This is a genomic window from Psychroserpens sp. AS72 (assembly GCF_038900375.1).
Lineage (GTDB): Bacteria > Bacteroidota > Bacteroidia > Flavobacteriales > Flavobacteriaceae > Psychroserpens.
Window position 1 is genome coordinate 66,046 of record NZ_JBBMRC010000011.1, and the last position, 23,466, is coordinate 89,511.

Here is a 23,466-nt window from a genome sequence, read left to right on the forward strand (position 1 = left end):
ACTTCGGAAATATTAAAACAAGAAAAATGCGACTCGAAAGAGTCGCATTTTTTATTTTGTATATACTAGAAAAGTTTAATCCTCTTTCTTAGGTTCAAAAACCATAGCTTTAGAAAACTTCTTTTTGATTTCTAATAAAGCAATATCAGCTTCTAAGCGTGTGCTGAAATTGCCAACCCATACTTTGTAGTTAGGTGTTTCGTAGACCATTTCGGCTGGCCATTGTGCAAAAGTATTTTGAAACTTTCGTTTAAGTGATTCTGCTTCAGAGCGAGATCCGAAATCTAATTGAATCTTATATAAATCAACTGTTTTAACATCTTTCTTATATTCCAATAACTTAGTAATATCACTATCTTGATCAATAGTGACCACACCTTCTTGTGCAGCTAGTTGGTTAGAAAACACTAAAACGAGAAGTAACGAAAATGCTATTTTTAGATTATTGATTTTCATGTTTTTTTATTTTATTCTTTTTTATAATCTAATACAGATGGCTATTAATCATCTTATTAGGTGGTTAAAAATTTACTTTGTAAGTTTCATATAAATTGAAATCTGGTACAAAGAAAACGTTTTTTTTTAAGTGTTGTTTTATTACTTGAAAATAATAACTATTTTAGACCCTGAAATATTATTTAGAATCCATATAAATTATCAATTAACACTTCTGTAACATTTAAAAAATGGACTATAAGTATTATTTTTGCATGAGATTTTACACACGCTTTTTTCAAGAGTATTAATGAAAAAACCGTACCAAAGTTTAGAAGATAATTCAACTAACAATATGATACAGGTGATTTACCGACATTTAGCCTCAAAGATTCCTTACTTAGGATTGGTTATTTTACTTACATTTTCTACTTCACTTAACGCTCAAGAAGGCGATCCTGCTAAAGGGAAAACTTTATTCAACACCAATTGTGCATCATGTCATAATCTTGATAGAAAGATGACAGGTCCAGCACTTCGAAATGTAGAAACGCGTTTAGAAGAAGAGCAAGGTTTAGGTAGAGAGTGGTTAGATAAGTGGATTCGTAACAGTGCAGGATTAGTTAAATCTGGAGATGCTTACGCTAATCAGATTTACAATGAGTATAACGGAACTGCAATGACTGCATTCCCGCAACTAGAAGATCAGGATATTACTGATATTTTAGCGTATACCGCAGAGCCTGCAAAAGTAGTTGAGGCTCCTGTAGTAAATGCAGATGGAGGAGAAGGTTCGTCAGAAGGTGGTATCTCAAGTAAATTAATCTTAGGAGCTTTAGCAATCTTATTTGCTTTATTAGCCATTGCATTAGTGCTTGTTAGAAAAACATTAAATCGTTTTGCTGAGGAAAAAGGTATTGAAGCAGCTCACAAAGATAAGAGTCTTCCAATTTGGAAGGCATTTGTTCAAAATCAATTCTTGGTTTTAGTGACAGTAATATTCTTTTTATTAGCAAGTGCATATTTCGTTTATGGTTATTTGTCACAAGTTGGTGTAGATCAAGGGTATCAGCCAGTTCAACCTATTCATTATTCGCACAAAATTCACGCAGGTGACAATGGTATTGATTGTAAATATTGTCATTCATCTGCAAGAGTAAGTAAGCATTCAGGTATCCCTTCATTGAATATCTGTATGAACTGTCATAAATCTATTTACCAAGTAGCAGATGAAACTCAGCAAATGGGAATAGATGAGTATAATGTTGATTATAATTCTGAAATTCAAAAACTATACAAAGCTGTAGGTTGGGATGAAGCAGAGCAAGCTTATACAGGAGTAACTGAGCCAGTAAAATGGATTAGAATACATAACCTTCCAGATTTCGCTTATTTTAATCACTCTCAACACGTTGAAGTTGCAGGTGTTCAGTGTCAAACTTGTCATGGTCCTGTTGAGGAGATGGAGGTAATGTACCAACATGCGCCTTTAACAATGGGTTGGTGTATTAACTGTCACAGAGAAACAAATGTGAATGTTGAAGGTAACGAGTATTATACAAAAATACATGATGAGTTATCTAAGAAATATGGTGTAGATAAGCTTACAGCTGCTCAAATGGGTGGATTAGAATGTGGTAAGTGTCACTATTAATCTAAAGAATATTAGTAACCTTTAAAAAGGTAATCTTAGAAATAGGATTTAAAACAATAAATTTAATAAGAAGTAATTCAATTATATAATATGTCATCAAACAAGAAATACTGGAAAAGTGTTGAAGAGCTAAAAGATAATAGCTCTATTGTTGAGACGCTAAAACAAAATGAATTCGTAAACGAAATACCTACGGATGAATTTTTAGGAGACAAAGAGACTTTAGAGTCGTCTTCTACTACGCGTCGTGACTTTTTAAAGTATGTTGGTTTTAGTACTGCAGCAGCATCACTTGCTGCTTGTGAAGGGCCAGTGATTAAAGCAATTCCTTACGTTGTTCAGCCAGAATCTATTGTTCCTGGTGTTGCTAATTATTATGCAACGACAATAGCTAATGGATTTGATTTTGCATCTGTTTTAGTTAAAACACGTGAAGGTCGTCCCATCAAAATTGAAAACAACGACTTAGCAAAAACACATAATGGTGCTAATGCAAGAGTTAACGCTTCTGTTTTAGGATTATACGATAGTTTAAGAGTGAAAAGTGCTATGAAAGGTGGTCAAGACATCTTATGGTCTGCTTTTGATACGGAAACTAATCAGAAATTAACTGATCTTAAGGCAGCTGGTAAGCAGATTGTGTTATTAACACAAACATACGCTAGCCCATCTACATCTAGATTAATTTCAGAATTCAAATCTAAATACGGTAATGTAAGTCATGTCGTTTATGATGCGGTTTCAGAATCTGCAGCATTAGATGCTTTTGAAGGGAATTATGGGACTCGTGGTTTAGCGAGTTATGATTTCTCTAAAGCTATGACAATTGTTTCAGTTGGAGCAGATTTCTTAGGAGATTGGCAAGGTGGTGGATTTGATTCAGGATATGCACAAGGACGTGTTCCAAAGAACGGAAAAATGTCTAGACATGTTCAGTTTGAATCAAATATGTCATTAACTGGTGCAAATGCAGACAAGCGTGTACCATTAACGCCAAGTCAACAAAAACAAGTATTAGCTAAATTATATAGTTTAGTAGTAGGTGGATCTGTATCTACAGATTTACCAGAGCACATAAATAAAGCAGTTCAAAATGCTGCTTCAGAATTAAGTAAAGCAGGAAGTAACGGAGTTTTAGTAACAGGAATTCAAGATGTAAATGCACAAACAGTCGCATTAGCAATCAATGAGAAACTGAATAGTAAAGCTTTTGATCCTTCTACACCTATATTAACAAGACAAGGAAGTAATGCAGCTGTTACTAAATTAGTAGCAGATATGAAAGCTGGACGTGTTGGTGGTATCATCATGAGTGGTGTTAACCCAATGTACACATTGCCTAATGCTTCTGACTTTGCTGAAGGTCTTGAAAAAACAGAATTATCTATAGCTTTCTCTATGAAAGCTGATGAAACAGCTATAAATGCTGAATATATTGCTGCCGCACCTCATTACTTAGAATCTTGGGGAGACGTAGAAATCAAGAAAGGACATTTCAGCTTAATGCAACCAACTATTCGTCCGTTGTTTGATACACGTCAATTTCAAGACGCTCTATTAAAGTGGACTGGAAATGATAAAACATATAGAGAATATATTAAATCAGGATGGTCTGGTGGATCTTTCAATAAAGCTTTGCAGGATGGTGTTTACGTTTCAGGTACATTTTCTAGTGCACCAAATGGATCGTCAACGACCACTACAGAAACATCAACTGAATTAAAAGATAAAAAAGATAGAACATTCTTAGGAGGCGTTATTCATGACGTTGCTGTAGGAGTAGGTATTAAAGATGAAGATAAAGATGAATTTGTAACAAATACATCATCTTCAACTACTATAACTGGAGGTTCAAATAGTACATCTGGAGTTGCTGCAATTAATGCAGGAAGTGCAGCAAGAAATTTAGCATCTTCTGCTAAGTCAGAAGGAATGGAGTTGTCATTATATACTAAAGTTGGTATGGGTGACGGACAGGATGCTAATAACCCTTGGTTACAAGAATTCCCTGATCCAATCACAAGAACATCTTGGGACAATTACCTAACTATTTCTGCTGCAGATGCAAAAGCTTCAGGCTTAGAAAATAATCATGTCGCAACAGGAGCATTAGATGGAAGTTATGCAGATGTAACAGTAAATGGAGTCACTGTTAAAAATGTACCAGTAATTATTCAACCAGGTCAAGCTAAAGGGTCTATTGGTTTATCATTAGGTTATGGTAGAACAGCAGGTTTAAAAGAAGAAATGATGACTGGTGTTAACGCTTACCCGTTATACCAAGATTTTAATACAACTCAAAACGTATCTATTAAGAAAGCAGCAGGAATGCATGAATTTGCATGTGTACAGTTGCAAAATACTTTAATGGGTCGTGGAGACATTATAAAGGAAACTACCTTAGAAATCTTCAATACTAAAGATAGAAACGTATGGAATAAAGTGCCAACGGTATCTTTAAACCATGAAGAAGTTGAAGTAACATCTCCAGAAGTGGATTTATGGGATGAGTTTGATCGTTCAATTGGTCATCACTTTAACTTATCTATTGACTTAAATTCTTGTACAGGTTGTGGAGCTTGTGTAATAGCATGTCACGCAGAAAATAATGTACCTGTAGTAGGTAAAGAAGAAATTAGACGTAGTCGTGATATGCACTGGTTACGTATTGATAGATATTATTCTTCTAATGATACTTTCGCAGGAGATGATTCTGAAAAAGAAGATGCTGATGGTTTAGGATTAGGTAATTATCTATTTGGTGATGGAGAAGGAGATGGTTCACTTTCTACATTTAGTAGATTAGAAAATCCAGCAGATAATCCTCAAGTTGCTTTCCAACCAGTAATGTGTCAGCATTGTAATCATGCACCTTGTGAAACAGTATGCCCTGTGGCAGCAACATCACATGGACGTCAAGGTCAAAACCATATGGCATATAACCGTTGTGTAGGTACAAGATATTGTGCAAACAACTGTCCTTATAAAGTAAGACGTTTCAACTGGTTCTTATATAATAAAAATGATGAGTTTGATTACCACATGAACGATGATTTAGGTCGTATGGTATTAAACCCAGATGTAACAGTACGTTCTCGTGGTGTGATGGAAAAATGTTCTATGTGTATACAAATGACACAAAAAACGATTCTTGATGCAAAACGTGATGGACGTGTTATTAAAGATGGTGAATTCCAAACAGCTTGTTCTGCAGCATGTAGTAGTGGAGCAATGAAATTTGGAGACATCAATGATAAAGAAAGTGAAGTTGCAAAACTTAAAGAAGATGATCGTATGTATCACTTATTAGAAACAGTAGGTACTAAACCAAATGTTCAGTATCATACTAAAGTGAGAAATATAACAGAAGCATAGAAAATTAATTAAGAAACAATTATAATAGATTATGGCGTCTCATTACGAAGCACCTATTAGAAGACCCTTAGTTACAGGAGAAAAATCATATCACGATGTAACCGTTGATGTGGCTGCACCTGTTGAAGGAAAAGCAAACAAAGCTTGGTGGATTGTATTTTCAATCTCACTAGTCGCATTCCTTTGGGGAATTGGGTGTATTATCTATACAATATCTACAGGTATTGGTACTTGGGGATTAAACAAGACCGTGGGTTGGGCTTGGGATATTACTAACTTCGTTTGGTGGGTTGGTATTGGTCACGCAGGAACATTGATTTCTGCTGTACTTTTACTGTTCCGTCAAAAGTGGAGAATGGCGATTAACCGTTCTGCAGAAGCAATGACAATATTCTCAGTAGTTCAAGCAGGTTTGTTCCCAATTATTCACATGGGTCGTCCATGGTTAGGGTACTGGGTTTTACCAATTCCAAATCAATTTGGTTCACTTTGGGTAAACTTTAACTCACCATTACTTTGGGATGTATTTGCGATTTCTACGTATTTATCAGTATCATTAGTTTTCTGGTGGACTGGTTTATTACCTGATTTTGCGATGTTACGTGATCGTGCCATTAAGCCTTTTCAGAAGAAAATATATTCATTATTAAGTTTTGGATGGTCTGGACGTGCTAAAGATTGGCAACGTTTTGAAGAAGTATCTTTGGTACTTGCAGGTTTAGCAACACCATTGGTATTATCTGTACACACTATTGTATCATTTGATTTCGCAACCTCAGTAATTCCAGGTTGGCATACCACGATCTTCCCTCCTTATTTTGTTGCTGGAGCAGTATTTTCTGGTTTTGCCATGGTAAATACACTTCTTATCATCATGAGAAAAGTGTGTAGCCTAGAAGATTATATCACTGTACAACATATAGAGTTAATGAACATTGTAATCATGATTACGGGTTCTATAGTAGGTGTAGCTTATATAACTGAATTATTCATTGCATGGTATTCTGGAGTAGAATATGAACAATATGCATTCTTAAACAGAGCAACAGGACCTTATGCTTGGGCTTACTGGATGATGATGTCTTGTAATGTGTTCTCACCTCAATTTATGTGGTTTAAAAAATTAAGAACAAGTATTATGTTCTCATTCTTTATCTCTATCGTTGTTAACGTTGGGATGTGGTTTGAACGTTTTGTAATTATTGTAACTTCATTACACAGAGATTACTTACCATCATCTTGGACAATGTTCTCACCAACGTTTGTTGATATTGGAATATTCATTGGGACAATTGGGTTTTTCTTCGTTCTATTTTTACTATATGCGAGAACGTTCCCAGTAATTGCACAAGCAGAAGTTAAGACCATCTTGAAGTCTTCAGGAGAGCGTTATAAAAAAATAAGAGAACGAGGAGATAGTTTAGTTGGAACAGGATCTGATGAAAGAACTTCAGTATTGAAAATTGAAGAAGAAACAACAGCAATCAAGCCTAAACAAGATAAAACTGAAAAGTTAGACAATCTATTAAAAGGTGTTGGAACATTTGATTCAACTGTTCAAACTGCCGATGATTTACAAGTTATAAACGGTATCGGTCCAAAAATGGAAGAGGTACTTAATAGTATTGGAATTTTTACTTACGCTCAAGTTAGTAAAATGACAAAAAGAGAATATGACTTATTAGACGATATTACAGAGTCCTTCCCAGGAAGAGCAGAACGTGATGATTGGTCTGGTCAAGCTAAAAAATTAATAAACTAAAAATAGTACATGGAAGCTTCGAAAGTAATTCACGCTATTTATACAGATGATGACGTCTTAATGAATGCTGTCAAGAAAGTTAAGGCAGCAAGACATCACATTGAAGAAATATATACGCCTTTTCCAGTTCACGGACTAGACAAAGCGATGGGACTTGCACCTACAAGGATAGCTATAACATCATTTATGTATGGTTGTGTTGGTTTAACTGTTGCAATCGTAATGATGAATTTTATTATGATATCAGATTGGCCTCAAGATATTGGTGGTAAACCTAGTTTTAGCTATATCGAGAACATGCCAGCATTTGTACCGATCATGTTTGAGTTAACAGTATTCTTTGCAGCGCATTTAATGGTAATAACATTTTATTTAAGAAGTAGAATGTGGCCATTTAAAAAAGCTGAAAATCCAGATCCAAGAACAACAGATGATCATTTTTTAATGGAAATTGCTGTTCATGGAAATGAAAATGAATTGACAAATTTATTGAAAGAAACTGGAGCAGTAGAAATTAATTTAATTGATAAAACGCATTAATTTATATAGATGAAATGAGCATATTTAAATTTGATTTATAAAATTAAATTATAGTGCGAATTCCATTTGATAAAAAGATAAATATAGATCTACAAATGAAAAGTGTTTTTAAAATAGTAGTAGTATTAATGGTAATGGCCAGTGTTGTTTCTTGTCAAAAGAATTCAAGACCAAACTACCAGTTTATGCCAAATATGTATGAACCTGTAAGTTATGAAGCTTATCAGGATTCTCATGCTTTCCCAGGAGGAATGGAAGCTCAATTACCTGCTGAAGGATCAATCCCTAGAGGAGGGCACATGCCTTTTGAAATTGCTAATACCAATGATGGTTACATACTAGCTAAAACAACATTAAGTAGTCCATTAGATTCTACTCAAATCGATAGATTAAGAGCAGGACAGTTATATGATATTTACTGTGGAATTTGTCACGGTAAAAAAGGTGATGGTAAAGGAACATTAGTTAAAAGAGAAAAGATTTTAGGAGTGCCTAGTTATGATGATGCAGGAAGAGCTATTACACCAGGTAGTATTTATCATACGATTTACTACGGAAAAAACGCAATGGGTTCTTACGCTAATCAGTTAAATGAAGAAGAGCGTTGGCAAGTTGTCGATTACGTTATGGAATTGAAGGCAGACTTAGAAAAATAAGATAGATAAAGATTATATATAGATATGTATACATTTTCAAGTAAATTAAAATCAGTTGCAATTGGCCTAATGATATTAGGAGCTATTGGTGTTGCTTATGGTTTTTTCACATCTCACAAAGATTTTGCTGCAGTAGAAACCATGTTAGCTAGCGAATCTCATGGTGATAGTCATGGAGAAACAGCAGTTCATCATGATACTAAAGCTGACGATTCTCATGCTTCAGAAGAAGCACATGGAGAAGATACTCATGCAGGAGCTAAAATACATGGTGAACATGGACCACAAGCAGAAGTTGATGAACACACAAAACACGTTAATCACGTCATGCACGCTATGCACAATAGACCTTGGTCTGCATTATATGTAGCTGCTTTTTTCTTCTTTATGATATCTTTAGGTGTATTAGCTTTTTATGCTGTACAATATGCATCACAAGCAGGTTGGTCTCCATTACTACTGAGAGTTATGGAAGGAATTACCGCTTATATGTTACCTGGTGCTGTAATAGTATTATCAATTGCTTTGGCTTCAGGATTAATTGGACACTATAATTTATTCGTTTGGATGGATCCAGATGTTGTAGCTCACGATAAATTAATACAAGGTAAAGCAGGATGGTTAAATATCTTCTGGTTTGGCGTAAGAGGATTCATATTTATTGCTGGTTGGTGGTTATACAGACACTTCTCTCGCAAATTCTCAATAGCTCAAGATGAAGCTGACGACAATAAAAACTTTGTAAAAACTTTTCGTATCTCTGCAGCATTTTTAGTATTCTTTTTATATACAGAATCTATAATGTCTTGGGACTGGATTATGAGTGTAGATCCTCACTGGTTCTCAACATTATTTGGATGGTACGTATTAGCAGGTATGATGGTTTGTGGTATCACTGTAATCTCAATGGTTACTATATATCTTAAATCTAGAGGATATTTACCTAAAGTAAATGATAGTCATATTCATGATTTAGCTAAATTCATGTTCGGATTTAGTATTTTCTGGACTTATTTATGGTTCTCTCAATTTATGTTAATCTGGTATTCTAACATTCCAGAAGAAGTCACATACTTTGTAACACGTTTTCAAGATTACCAATTGCCATTTTTAGGTATGGTTGTTATGAATTTTGTGTTCCCATTATTGGTTCTTATGAATAGTGATTTCAAACGTGTTAACTGGTTTGTTATCATGGCAGGTATTATAATCTTATGTGGTCACTATATAGATATATTCAATATGATTATGCCAGCTACAGTTGGAGATCAATGGTCTATAGGGATTCCAGAAATTAGTTCAATACTTCTTTTTGGTGGGTTATTTATTTTTATAGTCTTTACTGCACTAACAAAACAACCACTAGAGCCTAAACGTAACCCTTTCATTAAAGAAAGTGAACATTTCCATTATTAATAAATTATATAAAGAACAGAAACGACAATGACTGCTTTTTTAACACTTATAATAGTACTTTTCATAGCTATTGCGATTTGGCAAATGGTCAAAATTTTTGACCTAGCTCAAGTAGGCTCTTCAAAGAGTCCTGTAGCTACAGATAAAGACAACACAATTAATGCTTATTTAATGATGGGATTCTTAATCTTCATCTATGCCATTACAATCGCAAGTTTTTGGTATTTAGGAGATTTACCATTAATGTCTAATTCTGCTTCAGAACATGGACCAGGTTTAGATAATTTGATGATCATTTCAATGGTTGTTATTTTCATAGTTCAGACGATAACTCAATTCTTATTACATTACTTTGCCTATAAATATAAAGGTGAAAAAGGTAAAAAGGCCTTATTCTATGCAGATAATAATACGCTTGAAGCTATTTGGACGTTTGTTCCAGTAATAGTTTTAGCAGGTCTAATTATCTACGGTTTATTTACTTGGACAGCAATAATGAACGTAGACGAATCTGACGATCCATTAATAGTAGAGTTATATGCTCAACAGTTTAATTGGAAAGCTCGTTATGGTGGTGAGGACAATACCTTAGGTTTGGCAAATGTAAGATTGATTGATATTGATCGAGCAAATATCTTAGGTCTTGATGAAGCAGATCCTAACGCTCAGGATGATGTTATTACTACAGAGTTACATCTACCTGTTGGTAGACCAGTTCTGTTTAAAATGCGTTCTCAAGATGTTTTGCACTCAGCATATATGCCACATTTTAGAGCACAAATGAACTGTGTTCCTGGCATGATTACTCAGTTTGGATTTACGCCAACTGTGACTACCGAAGACATGCGTCAAAATCCAGATATTCAAGAAAAAGTGGCAAATATTAATGCTATTAGACTTGGGAAGAAAGAGGAAATAGAAGCTAGAGGTCAAGAGTTAATGTATGAATTTGATTATTTGTTGTTATGTAATAAGATTTGTGGAAAATCACATTACAACATGCAAATGAAGATTATAGTAGAAACTCAAGAAGAATATGATGCTTGGATGAAAGAGCAAAAATTATTCAAAGATTCTTTAACAAAATAAAAAGACTTAAAAAAGAAAATAGATTATGTCAGCACACGCAGATACTCACGCACACGACGACGATCACGAACATCATCATAAAGAGACTTTTGTAACTAAATATATATTTAGTCAAGATCATAAAATGATTGCAAAACAGTACCTAATCACTGGTACTATTATGGGAGTAATTGGTGTATTAATGTCAATGATGTTCCGTATGCAAATCGCATGGCCAGAAGAACCTAATGTTTTATTTGAAGCATTATTAGGTAAATGGGCTCCAGGAGGTGTTATGGATGCCGATATTTATTTAGCATTAGTAACAATTCATGGTACCATCATGGTATTCTTTGTATTAACGGCAGGACTGAGTGGTACATTCAGTAATCTATTAATACCGTTGCAAATTGGAGCACGTGATATGGCATCAGGTTTCTTAAACATGGTGTCTTATTGGTTGTTTTTTGTCTCAAGTGTAATAATGGTTATTTCGTTATTTGTTGAGGCTGGACCAGCTGCAGCAGGTTGGACAATTTATCCACCTTTAAGTGCACTGCCAATGGCACAAGGAGGTTCTGGAATGGGAATGACACTATGGTTAGTGTCAATGGCAATATTTATTGCGTCTTCATTATTAGGATCATTAAACTACGTAGTAACTGTTATAAACTTACGTACAAAAGGAATGTCTATGACAAGACTTCCTTTAACAATTTGGGCATTTTTTGTAACTGCTATTATTGGTATTGTATCTTTCCCAGTATTATTATCTGCAGCATTATTATTAATAATGGATAGAAGTTTTGGTACTTCCTTCTTCTTATCTGATATATTTATACAAGGTGAAGTCTTACATTATCAAGGTGGTTCTCCTGTATTATTTGAACACTTATTCTGGTTCTTAGGACATCCAGAAGTTTATATCGTAATCCTTCCAGCGATGGGATTGGTTTCAGAAATTATGGCAACTAACTCTCGTAAACCAATTTTTGGTTACAGAGCGATGATTATGTCTATTCTTGCAATTGCATTCCTTTCAACAATAGTTTGGGGTCACCACATGTTTATTTCAGGTATGAATCCATTCTTAGGGTCTGTATTTACATTCACGACTTTATTAATTGCAATACCTTCCGCAGTAAAAGCTTTTAACTGGATTACCACCATTTGGAAAGGTAATATACAAATGAATCCAGCCATGCTGTTTTCTATTGGTTTTGTTTCTACTTTCATTACTGGAGGTTTAACAGGAATCATTTTAGGAGATAGTGCCTTAGATATTAATGTACATGATACGTATTTTGTAATTGCACATTTTCACTTGGTAATGGGTATATCTGCACTTTACGGTATGTTCGCAGGAATTTACCATTGGTTCCCAAAAATGTTTGGTCGTATGCTAAACAAAAACTTAGGGTATTTACATTTCTGGGTGACTGCAATATGTGCTTACGGAGTTTTCTTCCCAATGCACTTTATAGGTATGGCAGGTTTACCAAGACGTTATTATACAAATTCTCATTTCCCATTGTTTGACGATTTAACTAATGCTAATGTCGTAATTACATTATTTGCTATAGTTGGTGGAGCGTTTCAATTGGTGTATTTATGGAATTTCTTCTATTCTATTTTCTTCGGAAAGCCTACGGTTCAAAACCCTTGGAGATCTACAACCTTAGAATGGACTGCTCCAGTTAAGCATATCCATGGTAACTGGGAAGGAGATATTCCTCATGTTTACCGTTGGTCATACGATTATAGTAAACCAGGACATGATGACGATTTTGTACCTCAAAACATTCCTTTAAAGGATGGTGAGGAAGAATTACAACACTAATATACTGGCGAAAGCGAGTATCTTAGAATAAACTATCAAAGACCTTTAGATTGAGCAATCATTCTAAAGGTCTTTTTTATATATTTGATTATGCTGAAATGTAAATTATCATTGATTTTGTTTTTTGTTTTATTATCATGTCAAACCGAAACTAAAACTGAAACAGAAAATCGAATTGTTTATGAACTGGATGATAAATATTCAAAGTATATAATTGAATATTTTGATAATCGATTTGCAGCTGATGGTAGGTCTGGTAATAACTATGATCTAAAAAAACAATATACTGAAATCCGATTTTATGGAAGCGAAGGTGAATATTACATCATAACATTTGATGAAAATGATGATTTCTCTGATGACTATGTGAGTCGAACAAATCGATATCTGAAATTATCTAAAGAATATTATATACCAATAATTTTTTCCGAGGATAAATTGCTTTCAAATAAAGAGAGGAAATTAAGTAGAAAAGTTGGAGGAGGAAAAGCATTTAGAATTAATTTAGATGGCTCAATAGAAATGATAACTCGAATGTAATTATTACATTTGCTTATACCATCATTCCTGCATAAGCAGGAATCCACTTTGTTAATTTAAAGAGATTCCCACTTTCGTGGGAAGTGCCATGAACGAAAACCTAGACCCAACAGACGAAAATTTTACACCAGAAGAACTGGACGTTGAAAAAAAGTTAAGACCCTTATCCTTTGATGATTTTACGGGACAAGATCAGGTGTTGGAGAATCTTCAAATTTTTGTTCAGGCAGCTAATGGTAGAGATGAAGCTTTAGATCATACGTTATTTCATGGACCTCCAGGACTAGGTAAAACAACCTTAGCACATATTTTAGCAAGTGAGCTTAATGTGGCTATAAAAGTCACCTCTGGACCAGTTTTAGACAAACCAGGAGATTTAGCTGGTTTACTAACCAATCTAGACGAAAGAGATGTTTTATTCATTGACGAAATCCATCGATTGAGTCCTATTGTAGAAGAATATTTATACTCTGCAATGGAAGACTACAAAATTGATATCATGATTGAGTCTGGACCAAATGCAAGAACGGTTCAAATTAATTTAAATCCGTTTACATTAGTTGGAGCTACAACGCGTTCAGGACTATTAACATCTCCAATGCGAGCACGTTTTGGGATACAAAGTAGATTGCAGTATTATAATACCGAATTATTGACCACAATCGTTCAACGTAGTGCATCTATTTTAGGTGTACCTATTTCTATGGAAGCTGCTGTAGAAATTGCTGGACGAAGTCGTGGTACGCCAAGAATAGCAAATGCATTATTGCGTAGAGTTCGTGATTTTGCTCAAATAAAGGGTAACGGTAGTATAGATATAAAAATTGCAAGGTTCGCTCTAGAAGCGCTTCATGTGGATGCTCATGGCTTAGATGAAATGGATAATAAAATCCTATCAACTATTATTGAAAAATTTAAAGGCGGACCAGTAGGGATTACAACAATTGCAACTGCTGTAAGTGAGAGTGCAGAAACCATTGAAGAAGTTTACGAGCCGTTTTTAATTCAACAAGGATTCTTGATGCGTACACCTAGAGGTCGTGAAGTTACCGAACAAGCCTATAAACATTTAGGTAAAATAAAAGGGCCAACACAAGGTGGCTTGTTTTGATTGAAATAGCTTTTAAATGAGAAATTTTAAATTAAAGTTGTATTCCAAATTATTTGGAGGTCTTATAATCGCTGTATTTTTAATAAGATACTCATCTAATTTAGAAAACGTTGACAAAAGCAACCTGCATCAATTTAATGTTGAGCTTTATACAGAAATCAAAATATTTAAAGGTTCAACGCATGGTTATATCTATAAATTTTGGTCTACTGATTTTCCTGTTGAATTTGTAATTCATCCAAATGATTTACTGTCAAATAATAGAAGTTTAGTTGAAAATTTAAAGAAAGAAGATTCAATAACTTTATTTATTAAAGGAAAAGATATAGAAAAATTGATTAAAAAATCAAAACGGGTTAGAGTTTATCAGATTGTAAAAAATGGTATGGAATATCTAAAAGACTAAAATGAAAAAAATACCAGAAGTTCCACTATTAAAATTCATAAAGCATTCATTAGAAATACTTAAAAACCCACTTCCTTTTCATAATAGAAATTTTAATGAACAAGGTGATATTTTTAGATTAAAAATTGGATTCAGTAATAGTGTGATTTTTTGTAGAGATGCAGCATTTGCAGTTTATGTACTTCAGAAAAATCAAAAGAATTATGTGAAATCTAAAATTCAAACTGAAGATTTAGTAAAATACGTTGGTGAAGGCTTGTTGACTTCCGAAGGAGAAAAATGGAAAAAACAACGTAAAATGATGCAGCCTGCTTTTCATAAAAAGCAACTTGAAAATTTATTGAGTGGCATGCAAGAAACCATCGTTGCTGAGTATGCAAAGATTGAGGTTGACACTGTTATAGATATTTTTCCAACACTAAATGATTTAGCTTTTCAAACGGTTGTTAAATCGTTATTCACAAAAGCTGCCAGATCTAATGATATGGAGCGTTTACAGTTTGTTACCGAAGCTAATCAACATATGTTAGTTAAAGAATTACGTCAACCTTATCTAGGTTGGTGGTTCAAAGCGAGTGGCACGATTAAAAAACATTTAAACCTTTCAAAAGAAGCAAGAGTAATTTTGAAAGGTATTGTTGACGAACGAAAATCATCAGGTAAACGTTATGGTGATTTATTAGATATGTTGATTGAAACTAAATATGATGACGGACTTGGCATGTCTGAGGAACAGCTTATTGATGAAATTTTGATCATATTCACTGCAGGACATGAGACTACATCTAATGCGTTGACATTCACGTTTCAGCTACTTGCAAAATATCCGGAATGGCAAGAAAAGATTTATAAGGAAATTTCCGAAGTAAAAAAAGAGACAGACGATTTGATGCAAAGTATTATGGCTTCAAAAGTTTGTCAGCAAGTTATTGAAGAATCCATGCGTTTATATCCTCCAGCGTATTTTATAGATCGTGTGAATGTTGTTAATGATAGTTTTAACGATGTAGACTTTGAAGCAGGTTCAAATTTATTGTTTTCGGTTTATGAGATTCATCGTCATCCAGAGTTTTGGGAACAACCAAATGAGTTTATGCCAGAGCGTTTTGAAGAAGGTTCTCGAAAATTCTCATCGCAATATTTTCCTTTTGGAGCAGGACCTAGAAAATGTATAGGTAATAATTTTGCAATGTTTGAAATGATTATTGCCATAAGAGAAATAGTGTCTAGGTATAAAATACATTCAAAATTTGAAAACATTGAAATTACACCCTTAATTACTTTGAAACCTAAAAATGCTGTGCTTAGATTTGAAAAACGATAAACACATTTATTAAAACTACTATTTAAAAAATCACTAACTTTAATTCTTATTAATCAATTGAATCAAAGGTGGTTATTAATTATAGTATTTATATTTTCAAGAAGAGATTGAAAATTGTTATTGTATTACTATTCATTTTAGTTATTCAACCTTTTACTTCAGGTTTTGCTCAGTCTATAAATGATTCCTATAGAGTTAAACATTTTACATTAGAAGATGGACTTTCACAAGTTACCACAAATGACCTTTTACTCGATAATTCTGGTTTTGTATGGATAGCTACTCAAGATGGATTAAATAGGTTTGATGGAAATCAATTTAAACAATTTAAACACAAGGATTCAGATTCTACAACAATTTCAGGAAATCTAACCAATAGCTTACTTGAGGATAAAAAGGGTAATATATGGGTTGGGACAATTGGTAGCGGTATTTCTTATTACAACAAAAACCAAGAGCGCTTTTATAAAGTAAAGTTGAAATTTGCCAAAGATGATAATGAAGGTATATCAGATTTGAGTTTAGATACTCAAGGAAATATTTGGGTTGCTTCAAGACTTTCTGGTTTACATATGATTAAGGAATTAGCGGATAATACTTTTCTTCAAAAAAACTATTTACCTAATCAGTCATTAAGTGCTTTATTAATTTCGGAAGATGGAAATTTATGGGTTGGTGATTTTGAAGGCAATGTTTATAAAATTAATCCGTCGCAGAAGGATAATACAAATATTAATCCTGAACTGAAAGTTAATAACCGTGTACGTGCATTCTATAATACGGGAGAACAATTATTAATAGGAGGTGATTTTGGCTTGTATGTTTATGATTTTCAAAATAAAAAACTCGATTTATTTGATTTTGAAATAACATCTCACATTTCTGTAAAATTCATAACCTCATTTTTAAAAAAGAATGAGTCTTCAGTATGGGTAGGTACAGGAAATGGTCTTTTTCTATTGGATTTTAAAAACATGAAAATCATTCGTGAAATAGAAAAATCAAAAGAAAATGAAACTGGGTTGAGCAATAGTACTGTTACAGCTTTACTTAAAACAGATACTGACAAAATACTTGTAGGCACAGCAAATAATTTAAATTTAATAAACTTTAAGCCACCTTTTTTTAAGAATATTTCAAAAAACAAACGCGGTAGTCATATATTGAATGACAATGTGATATTTTCTATATTAAAAGATGAAGAGGATTTATGGGTTGGAACATCTGATGGTGGTTTGAATTTAATTAGAAATGGTAAGCCTTACTATTTTGAAAATGTTAAAAACGATTCAATTAGAACTTTTGGGACTGTAAGAGAAATAGTGAAAGATGATAAAAACCAAAGACTTTGGTTTGCAACCACTAGAGGTTTACGCATGCTAAGCTTAAAAACATTTGATCCTAACCAACCAAAATTTAAAATGTTTAGGTATGATCCTAACGATTTAAATTCTATTAATGGTGATTTTTTAAAAGGATTAGCATTAGATAATAATGGTAACATTTGGGGAGCAACTTATGGTTATGGAGTTTTTAGATTAGAATTAGAAGAGAATGGTGAAATAAAAGTGGTTAGGTATGTAAATAATCCTGAAAATAAAAACTCTTTACAGAACAATGTAACCGCTTGTGTAAGAGTAGATAAAAACAATAATACTTGGATTGGTACTCAAGGAGGATTAACTAAAATACATTTTGAAGACGAAGGTTATATGAACCCTATTTTTACAAACTATAATAATGACAAGCAAAACAATGCAAGTCTTTCTCATAACGCTGTTTATGATATATTAATAGATAAAAATGATAGTATTTGGGTGGGCACACGTAATGGATTAAACCTTTTTTTAGGTAATAATACGTTTACCTCTTGGAGGGAACAAAATCAATTTACTAATGCCGCAGTATATAGTATACAAGATGACCAGGAAGGAAACCTTTGGTTAGGTACAAATGATGGTTTGGTTAATTTTAACACAAAAAACAGAACATTTGTACAATATAATATTGAAGATGGCATACAAAGTAATGAGTTTGATATACACGCAAAATTTAGAGATAACGATGGTATTATTTATTTGGGAGGAATAGGAGGAGTCACATATTTTAATCCAGATGATATTAAGAATATTGACCAACCTAAAAGAATCTATTTTTCAGAGTTACGAGTAAAAGACTATGCAGTAAAGCCTAACGGAATAGAAGATGAAATATTAACTAAACCCATTATAAATTCAAATTATTTAGAATTTAAACACAATCAATTTCCATTTTATTTAGATATATCTTCAATAGATTACAGACTCGATAAAAATGTAGAGTTTGCCTACCGTTTACTTCCAGATAATCAAGATTGGATTAGACTTAAAGATAATGAAATACAGTTTTTAAATTTACCTTCTGGAGATTATAAACTTCAGGTTAACGGCTTTTCAAGAGGGAAAATATGGAACCAAAGTCCTTTGGAAATGAGTATAACAATCTTACCACCACTTTGGGCAACTTGGTGGGCTTATGGTTTATATGTTTTAGTTTTAGGTTACTTTTTTTATTGGTTTTATAATTTCAAACTATCAAAAAAATTAGCCAATGCTGAACATCAAAAACTTAAAGAACTCAGTACGCTTAAAAGTGACTTATATACAAATATTACTCACGAATTTAGAACACCATTAACTGTAATTTTAGGTTTAGCAGATACCATAAAAAAAGATCCTAAATTGCAAAATCATGACACAACAACCGAAGCTGTAGATATAATAGAAAGAAATGGTAAAGATTTACTCTTACTTGTTAATCAACTCCTAGGTGTAAGTAAAGCTGAAAGTGGTACTATGGAACTCAACCTTATTCAGGCAGATGTTATCCCTTTTTTAAGATATATAGGAGAAAGTTTTCAGTCTTTAGCTAAAACTTCAAATTTAGAAATGACTTCTTATTTTGAAACGGAAAGTCTTATTATGGATTTTGATGACGGAAAATTGCAAATCATCATTTCTAATTTATTGTCTAATGCAATCAAGTTTTCTCATGTAGGTAACAGCATAATTTTTCATGTAAAGAATGATGTTATTAACGACGAAGAATATCTTGTTATAAAAGTAAAAGACAATGGTATTGGTATTCCTGAAAAAGCATTACCACATATTTTTGATAGATTCTATCAAGTTGAAAACTCATTGTCTAAAGCAGGAAAAGGTGTTGGTATTGGTTTAGCATTAACTAAAAAAATAGTAGAGCTTTTAAATGGCAAAATAAGTGTAAAAAGTACCGAAAATAAAGGTACAGAGTTTACAGTAATAATTCCTGTAACCAAAAATTCATCTATATCAACTAAACTAATTACAAATTCAATTGATATAATTGATGATATTGGTGTAGAACAAGAATGGTCATTACAACTTTATGATAGCAGTACCAATTTGCCAAAGGCTTTAATTATAGAGGACAATAAAGATGTTGCTTTTTATTTAAAGATTTGTTTACTGCACAAGTATCTTTGTCTTTTTGCTAATAATGGAGATTTAGGCTTGGAAAAGGCTTTTGATAAAATTCCAGATATTATTATTTGTGATGTGATGATGCCAGGACGAGATGGTTTTGAAGTTTGTAAAATTCTCAAAACAGATGTACGTACAGATCATATTCCTGTTATTATGCTAACTGCTAAAACTTCGGAAAAAGACCGACTTAAAGGTCTTCAGCATGGTGCAGATGCATATTTAAACAAACCTTTTTTAAAGACTGAGTTGTTGACTAGACTAGATCAATTAGTGCTTTTAAGACAACGCATGATACAGTCGTTTTCAAAAGATAAAATATCTCAAATATTAGATTCAAAAGATAATAACCCTGAGTTAAAATTTCTTCAAAAGATTATTAGTATCATTCAAGATAATATTGATAATTCTAACTTAGGTTCTAGACATATTGCACAAAAAATGCACCTAAGTGAGTCCCAAATTTATAGGAAATTAAAAGCCATTACAGGAAAGTCTACAGCTGTTTTCATTCGTTCTGTCCGTCTAGAAAAAGCAAAGGACCTTATTCAAACTACAGATAAATCCGTTTCAGAAATTGCATATCAAGTTGGTTTTAATGATCCTTCTTGGTTTAGTAGAGCGTTTAAAGAAGAATTTGGTCACACGCCTAGCGCAATATATAAATAACTGAAAATCAATTTATTAAAATCATTTCCATTGTGTTTTTGACAACATAGTGCTAGCATTTTATGTACTTGCTTAAATAAGTCAACATATTTATAATATAGTAAAAGTCATCTTTTCTCTTCATGACTAGCTTGCCATCGTTACTAATCTAAAAACTTAAAATCATGGAAATTAACGAAAACAAATTGAACACACTGTTAGGTAAAATGGTTACAGAAATGGGAGCAGCAGCAATTGGTCCACTTATTATTATTGGTGATAAACTAGGAATTTATAAAGCGATGGAAGCTAAAGGTAAAGCAACTTCAGCCGAACTTTCCGAAGCAGCAGGCGTAAATGAACGCTATTTAAGAGAATGGTTATCTGCTCATGCAGCTTCTGGATATGTAGATTATGATGATAGTAATCAAACATTTGCTTTGTCACCAGAACAAGCTTTTGTGTTTAGTAATCCAGATAGTCCTGTATTAATGACTGGTGCTTATTATGCTATATCTTCAATGTATCATGATGTTCCAACCATGGAAAAAGCTTTTCAATCTGGAGAAGGTGTGTCTTGGGGAAATCATCACAGCTGTTTATTCTGTGGTACAGAAAAATTCTTCAGACCATCTTACACGACAAGTTTAGTGCAAACCTGGTTACCTGCTTTAGATGGTGTTGTAGAAAAATTACAAAAAGGAGCAAAAGTAGCCGATGTTGGCTGTGGTCATGCAGCATCAACTATGATTATGGCAAAGGCATTTCCTAACTCAGAGTTTATAGGTTTCGATTTTCATCAAGGTTCCATAGATCATGCTAAAATGCATGCTCAAGAACAAGGTCTTAATAATATTTCATTTCAATTAGCAACTGCTAAGGACTTTCCTGGAAAGGATTATGATCTTGTTGCTTTTTTTGATTGTCTCCATGATATGGGAGATCCTGTTGGAGCTTGTTCACATACTAAAAAGGCATTAAAACCAGATGGCACTTGTATGATTGTTGAACCATTTGCAAACGATACTTTAAAAGATAACATGAATCCTGTTGGTCGAGCATTCTATTCCTTTTCTACATTATTATGCACTCCAAGTTCGATGAGTCAAGAAGTTGGTTTAGCATTAGGTGCACAAGCAGGAGAAAAAAGATTAGGTGAAGTGGCGCTTAAAGGAGGGTTTAATCACTTTAGAAGAGCTACAGAAACACCTTTTAACCTCATACTAGAGGCGAGACTTTAAGAAATCTAATATAAAGACGAAACCTATGAAAACTCATAAAAAGAGTATTTTAATACTGACTTGTATGTTACTTTTATTGACTATGCAAGCTCAACAAGGTATTAATTATAAGGCAGTTATTAAAGATGCTATCGGAAACGTGCTCGCTAATCAAACTATTACAATTCAGTTTCAAATCCTTAAAGGTGAAGGTATGACTAATGTTTATCAAGAATATCATACGCCAACTACAGATATCAATGGTATAGCTTTTGTAAATATTGGTACTGGTACAACAAGTGATGTATTTGCAGATATAGATTGGAGAAATGATGATCATTTTTTAAACGTACAAATAAATACAGGGAGTGGTTTAATTGATTTAGGTACAACACAGTTTATGGCTGTACCTTATGCGTTAACTGCTGCTAATGCAGCGACTAAAATAAACGAATTACATGATGGTAAATCTGATGTCGATGGTTCTTCATTATTTTTAGGTATAGATGCTGGACTTAACGACGATGGTACAGATAATAAAAATGTTGGAATAGGGAATCAAACGCTTTCTTCTAACACAACAGGAGTAGATAATACTGCAACGGGATCTTATGCACTTTTAAATAATACAATTGGAGTTTCGAATACTGGAATTGGTTATAGAGCGCTAGCGGAAAATACAACCGGAAATAACAATACAGCAATAGGTAAACTTGCAGGTGAAAACAATGTTAACGGCCAACAAAATACTTCTGTTGGGACTGGAGCACTTCAAAACAATATTTCAGGTAATAATAATACAGCAATTGGTTTTACGTCGCTTGTATATAATACTTCTGGAAATGATAATACAGCAATTGGTAGAACTTCACTCTATAGTAATACTACAGGAAATTATAATACTGCCAATGGCAAAAGCGCAATGTATTATAATACTACTGGTGCAGAGAATACAGCAGTTGGACATAAAGCACTTCAAAACAATACTACTGGTTCGCAAAATACAGCTATAGGTGACGAAGCACTCTTTAGCAATATCCTTGGAAATTTTAATAGTGCATTCGGATATAAAGCGCTTTATAGTAATACGGGTTTCTTTAATATGGGAATTGGTTGTTTTGCTCTAATGGATAACACAAATGGAACAGAGAATACTGCCATTGGTCATCAAGCACTTCTTTCCAATACGTCTGGAAACACAAATACAGCAGTTGGGTTTACAACACTTTTAAGTAACACAGTAGGGATAAGAAATACAGCCATTGGGTCCAGAGCACTTTTATTAAATACTACAGGAGGTTCAAATGTAGCTGTAGGTTATAATGCACTTTTAAAAAACATCAATGGTGGATCAAATACAGCGCTTGGTTATTGGGCTCTTGTTGAAAATACTTCAGGTGTTAGTAACACAGCGATAGGAGCGGATGCCCTCGGAAATGTTACGACGGGAAATAATAATATAGGTATTGGAAAAAATGCTCAAGTTCCAAACGCTACAGGATCTAACCAAATACGAATAGGTAATACCCAAATTAGTTATGCTGGTATTCAGGTAAATTGGAGTGCAACTTCTGATAAACGCTGGAAAGACAATATTAGAAGATTACCATATGGTTTAGATGTTGTGAAAGCACTTAGACCTGTAGATTATATACGTAAGAATAATGATACTAAAACTCGAGAAATGGGTTTTATTGCCCAAGATGTTGAAGCATTATTATTGAAAGAGGGTTATACAGATCAAGGTTTTTTGCATAAAGATGACAATGGTTTTATGAGTTTGCGTTATAACGATTTTATTGCGCTGCTCACTAAAGCCATACAAGAGCAACAAGAGATAATTGATCGTCAAAATAACGATATCAAATCTTTAACTGCAGAGTTAGTTGAGACTAAAGAAAAACAAAATAGTAATTATCAAAAACTACTAATACGAATAGAACAAATAGAAGCAACCAACAAATACTAAAC

The 23,466-nt window shown here is 33.3% G+C and carries 16 protein-coding genes; 15 read left to right on the top strand and 1 reads right to left on the bottom strand.

Translation table 11 applies throughout. The annotated features are described in order from the left end of the window. Positions 1-75: 75 nt before the first annotated feature. A complete protein-coding gene (locus tag WNY78_RS16205; RefSeq protein ID WP_342874266.1) occupies positions 76-456 on the bottom strand; it encodes an SPOR domain-containing protein in 381 nt (126 codons plus the stop codon). Between the two features lie 334 nt (positions 457-790). Here WNY78_RS16205 and WNY78_RS16210 point away from each other — a divergent pair, with 334 nt between their 5' ends. The 15 genes from WNY78_RS16210 (at position 791) to WNY78_RS16280 (ending at position 23,464) form a co-directional block, all read left to right on the top strand. Then, positions 791-2,089: a c-type cytochrome gene (locus tag WNY78_RS16210; RefSeq protein ID WP_342874322.1), complete on the top strand. Its 1,299-nt coding sequence runs from the start codon at positions 791-793 to the stop codon at positions 2,087-2,089. Positions 2,090-2,179: 90 nt separating this feature from the next. Continuing rightward, positions 2,180-5,464: a TAT-variant-translocated molybdopterin oxidoreductase gene (locus WNY78_RS16215; protein ID WP_342874267.1), complete on the top strand. Its 3,285-nt coding sequence runs from the start codon at positions 2,180-2,182 to the stop codon at positions 5,462-5,464. Positions 5,465-5,495: 31 nt separating this feature from the next. Further along, positions 5,496-7,226: an NrfD/PsrC family molybdoenzyme membrane anchor subunit gene (gene nrfD / locus WNY78_RS16220; RefSeq protein ID WP_342874268.1), complete on the top strand. Its 1,731-nt coding sequence runs from the start codon at positions 5,496-5,498 to the stop codon at positions 7,224-7,226. 9 nt (positions 7,227-7,235) lie between these two features. Next, positions 7,236-7,766, top strand: coding sequence for a DUF3341 domain-containing protein (locus WNY78_RS16225; RefSeq protein ID WP_342874269.1), 531 nt, complete (start codon positions 7,236-7,238; stop codon positions 7,764-7,766). Between the two features lie 185 nt (positions 7,767-7,951). Then, the gene (locus tag WNY78_RS16230) at positions 7,952-8,422 is read left to right on the top strand and encodes a cytochrome c (RefSeq protein ID WP_342874270.1); all 471 of its coding nucleotides are present in this window, start codon (positions 7,952-7,954) and stop codon (positions 8,420-8,422) included. Between the two features lie 24 nt (positions 8,423-8,446). Continuing rightward, a complete protein-coding gene (locus WNY78_RS16235) occupies positions 8,447-9,838 on the top strand; it encodes a quinol:cytochrome C oxidoreductase (protein WP_342874271.1) in 1,392 nt (463 codons plus the stop codon). Positions 9,839-9,865: 27 nt separating this feature from the next. After that, entirely contained in the window at positions 9,866-10,927 is a 1,062-nt protein-coding gene (locus WNY78_RS16240) for a cytochrome c oxidase subunit II (protein WP_342874272.1), read from the top strand. Positions 10,928-10,952: 25 nt separating this feature from the next. After that, positions 10,953-12,746 (top strand): cbb3-type cytochrome c oxidase subunit I, encoded by a 1,794-nt coding sequence (locus tag WNY78_RS16245; protein ID WP_342874273.1) that lies wholly within the window; start codon positions 10,953-10,955, stop codon positions 12,744-12,746. Positions 12,747-12,836: 90 nt separating this feature from the next. Then, entirely contained in the window at positions 12,837-13,286 is a 450-nt protein-coding gene (locus WNY78_RS16250) for a hypothetical protein (protein ID WP_342874274.1), read from the top strand. An 88-nt stretch (positions 13,287-13,374) separates the two neighbouring features. Continuing rightward, positions 13,375-14,397 carry a Holliday junction branch migration DNA helicase RuvB gene (ruvB, locus tag WNY78_RS16255; protein WP_342874275.1) on the top strand — a complete coding sequence of 341 codons (1,023 nt, stop codon included), beginning with the start codon at positions 13,375-13,377 and terminating at the stop codon, positions 14,395-14,397. 16 nt (positions 14,398-14,413) lie between these two features. Beyond that, positions 14,414-14,803 (top strand): hypothetical protein, encoded by a 390-nt coding sequence (locus tag WNY78_RS16260; protein ID WP_342874276.1) that lies wholly within the window; start codon positions 14,414-14,416, stop codon positions 14,801-14,803. Position 14,804: 1 nt separating this feature from the next. Then, positions 14,805-16,127 carry a cytochrome P450 gene (locus WNY78_RS16265; RefSeq protein WP_342874277.1) on the top strand — a complete coding sequence of 441 codons (1,323 nt, stop codon included), beginning with the start codon at positions 14,805-14,807 and terminating at the stop codon, positions 16,125-16,127. A 107-nt stretch (positions 16,128-16,234) separates the two neighbouring features. Then, a complete protein-coding gene (locus tag WNY78_RS16270) occupies positions 16,235-20,296 on the top strand; it encodes a two-component regulator propeller domain-containing protein (protein ID WP_342874278.1) in 4,062 nt (1,353 codons plus the stop codon). A gap of 164 nt (positions 20,297-20,460) precedes the next feature. Continuing rightward, positions 20,461-21,516 carry a class I SAM-dependent methyltransferase gene (locus WNY78_RS16275; protein ID WP_342874279.1) on the top strand — a complete coding sequence of 352 codons (1,056 nt, stop codon included), beginning with the start codon at positions 20,461-20,463 and terminating at the stop codon, positions 21,514-21,516. Between the two features lie 25 nt (positions 21,517-21,541). Next, positions 21,542-23,464 carry a tail fiber domain-containing protein gene (locus tag WNY78_RS16280; RefSeq protein ID WP_342874280.1) on the top strand — a complete coding sequence of 641 codons (1,923 nt, stop codon included), beginning with the start codon at positions 21,542-21,544 and terminating at the stop codon, positions 23,462-23,464. The last annotated feature ends 2 nt before the right edge of the window (positions 23,465-23,466 follow it).